Below are 2,275 nucleotides of genomic sequence, written 5' to 3' on the forward strand. Positions count from 1 at the left end.
CCTCGTTCTCGGAGGGGTCGCCCGAGGCGTCCTCTCCCGGCTCGGCTCCGGGGCTCGGCTCGGTCTCGGAGCTCGGCTCGGTCTCGGGGCTCGGCTCGGTCTCGGAGCTCGGCTCGGTCTCGGGGCTCGGCTCGGTCTCGGGCACCGCGGAACCGGGCACCGCGGTGCCGAGGGTCGGCCCCGCGGGTGCGAGTTCCTCAGCCCCGGAGGTCTCAGCCGCGGGTACCGGGCGCTCCGATGCCCCCGTCTCCGGGGCGGCGAGGGCGGGGACGGCCGTGCCGAAAACGAGCGCCCCGCCGAGGAGCAGGGACAGGGTGAGCGAGCCGCCGCGCGGACGCGGCTTCGGCTCGACGGTGGCAGACGGCATCGGATTCCTCACGGCCCGCTTGCGCGGGCGGAACACACGGCGAAAACGGCGCGCCGGGGCGTGTGACCCGGGCGGCGCGCCCAGAACAGCGGCCTCCCCGGACGCCGTGCGTCCGGGGAGGCCGGGAGTCGGCGCTTAGGCCGCGTGGCTGCCCGAGGTCGTCGAGCTCATCGCGTGCGCCTTCAGGCGGGCGAACTCGTCCTCGGTGATCGTGCCGGCCTGGAGCAGCTGCGCGGCGGAGGCGATCTGCTCGGCGGGCGACGTGCCAGCGGCCTCGCGGATGTAGCTCTTCGCGGCCTGCTCGGTCTGCACCGCGACGCGGTGGCTCCGCTCGGCCATGCCGCCGCCGCGGGCGATCACGTAGACCAGCGCGGTGAGGACGGGGATGAAGATCAGCGCAACGAACCAGATCGCCTTCCACCAGCCGTTGAGCTCGCGATCGCGGAACAGGTCCTGCACGATCGAGAACATCAGCATCAGGTACGCGATGAAGACAAAGATCGTAAAGATCGACCAGAGCGTTTCCCAGAAGGTCATGTTTCCCCCAGTGTTGCGATGAACCGGGGACAGATCGTTCCCCGCTGGTCACATCGTATGCGGATTCGGTCCCGGAGCCCAGGGTCCAGCGAGTTTCAGTTTCCGCGCGCCCGCGGGAGAAGTTCGGGGCGTCGAGCATTGACTTGGGTCTTCCTCTCACGAATGGGCGGTTGTTAGATTCGGTTGTGGGCGTTTCGCAGAGCGCCCGGAAGCCACCGGCGGCCACACCGCCACTGAGAAGGAACCCGTGACCGACACCCCGAACGTTGCCCGCCCGCACGACTACGACCACTCCCACGCCGATGTCTCCTCCGGCTGGCTCCGCGCCTCCGTCTTCGGCGCGATGGACGGCCTGGTCTCGAACATCGGCCTCATCACCGGCATCGCCGCGGCCGGGGCCTCCCCGCACATCGTGGTCCTCACCGGCCTGTCCGGCCTGATCGCCGGGGCCCTGTCGATGGCGCTCGGCGAGTACACCTCCGTGCGCACCCAGAACGAGCAGCTCGATTCCGAGGTGCGCACCGAGCGCGACGCCCTCGCCCGCAACCCCGACGGGGAACGCGCGGAGCTCGCGGTGCTCTTCACGGAGTTCGGTATGCAGGCCGAGGTCGCGGAGCTCGCCGCCTCGCAGGTGCACACGAACGACGAGAACGCCCTCCGCGTGCACCTCACGCACGAGTTGGGCCTGAACCCCGACGAGAAGCCCTCCCCCTGGGTGGCCGCGATCTCCTCCTTCGTCTTCTTTTCGCTCGGCGCGCTCGTGCCGATCATCCCCTTCCTGCTCGGTTTCGGCGAGCTCTGGATCGGCCTGCTCTTCGGCGGGGCCGGGCTCCTCATCGCGGGTGCCATCGCGGCGACCTTCACGAAGCGCAATTGGCTCAAGGGCGCCCTCCGCCAGCTCCTCTTCGGCGGCATCGCCGTCGCGGCCACCTACACGATCGGCATGCTGATGGGCGTCGACGGGGCGTGATCGCGGCCGTTGCCTACACTTGAGGCATGAACGCTGAGGACTTTGTCGCGACCGTGCTCGCCGTGGTCGCCGAGATCCCGCCGGGCCGCGTCATGACCTACGGCGGGGTCGCGGAGGCGATGGGGTCCCGCGCGCCGCGCGCCGTCGGCAAGGTCCTGGCCCACCACGGGCACACGACGCACTGGTGGCGCGTCATCCCGGCTTCCGGGAAGCCCCCGGCCGGGCACGAGGCGGAGGCGCTGGCGGCGTACCGCGCCGAGGGCACCCCGCTGCGCTGGGCACCGGGCGCGGAGAGCTACCGCGTCGTCCTGCGCGAGGCACGCTTCGTCCCCGACACGGACGATCCGGGGGCGCCCTTCGCTGCGGAGCTGCCGCCCCTGCCGCCGTCGATTCGGGGCTGA

3 protein-coding genes and 1 pseudogene are annotated in these 2,275 nt (G+C 71.2%); 2 read left to right on the top strand and 2 right to left on the bottom strand.

Annotation, left to right across the window (positions count from 1 at the left end):
* Nucleotides 1–367, bottom strand: a pseudogene (locus tag OOT08_RS07605) (hypothetical protein); the annotation flags it as partial.
* 135 nt (nt 368–502) lie between these two features.
* Nucleotides 503–904 carry an SHOCT domain-containing protein gene (locus OOT08_RS07610; protein WP_325091997.1) on the bottom strand — a complete coding sequence of 134 codons (402 nt, stop codon included), beginning with the start codon at nt 902–904 and terminating at the stop codon, nt 503–505.
* A gap of 247 nt (nt 905–1,151) precedes the next feature.
* On the opposite strand from OOT08_RS07610, the gene OOT08_RS07615 reads away from it, so the two are divergent.
* Complete coding sequence (locus OOT08_RS07615; RefSeq protein WP_325091998.1) at nt 1,152–1,874, top strand: VIT1/CCC1 transporter family protein; 723 nt, start codon at nt 1,152–1,154, stop codon at nt 1,872–1,874.
* A gap of 26 nt (nt 1,875–1,900) precedes the next feature.
* Nucleotides 1,901–2,275: an MGMT family protein gene (locus OOT08_RS07620; RefSeq protein ID WP_325091999.1), complete on the top strand. Its 375-nt coding sequence runs from the start codon at nt 1,901–1,903 to the stop codon at nt 2,273–2,275.

It is taken from the genome of Leucobacter sp. M11, from assembly GCF_035726885.1.
GTDB lineage: Bacteria > Actinomycetota > Actinomycetes > Actinomycetales > Microbacteriaceae > JAPFRB01.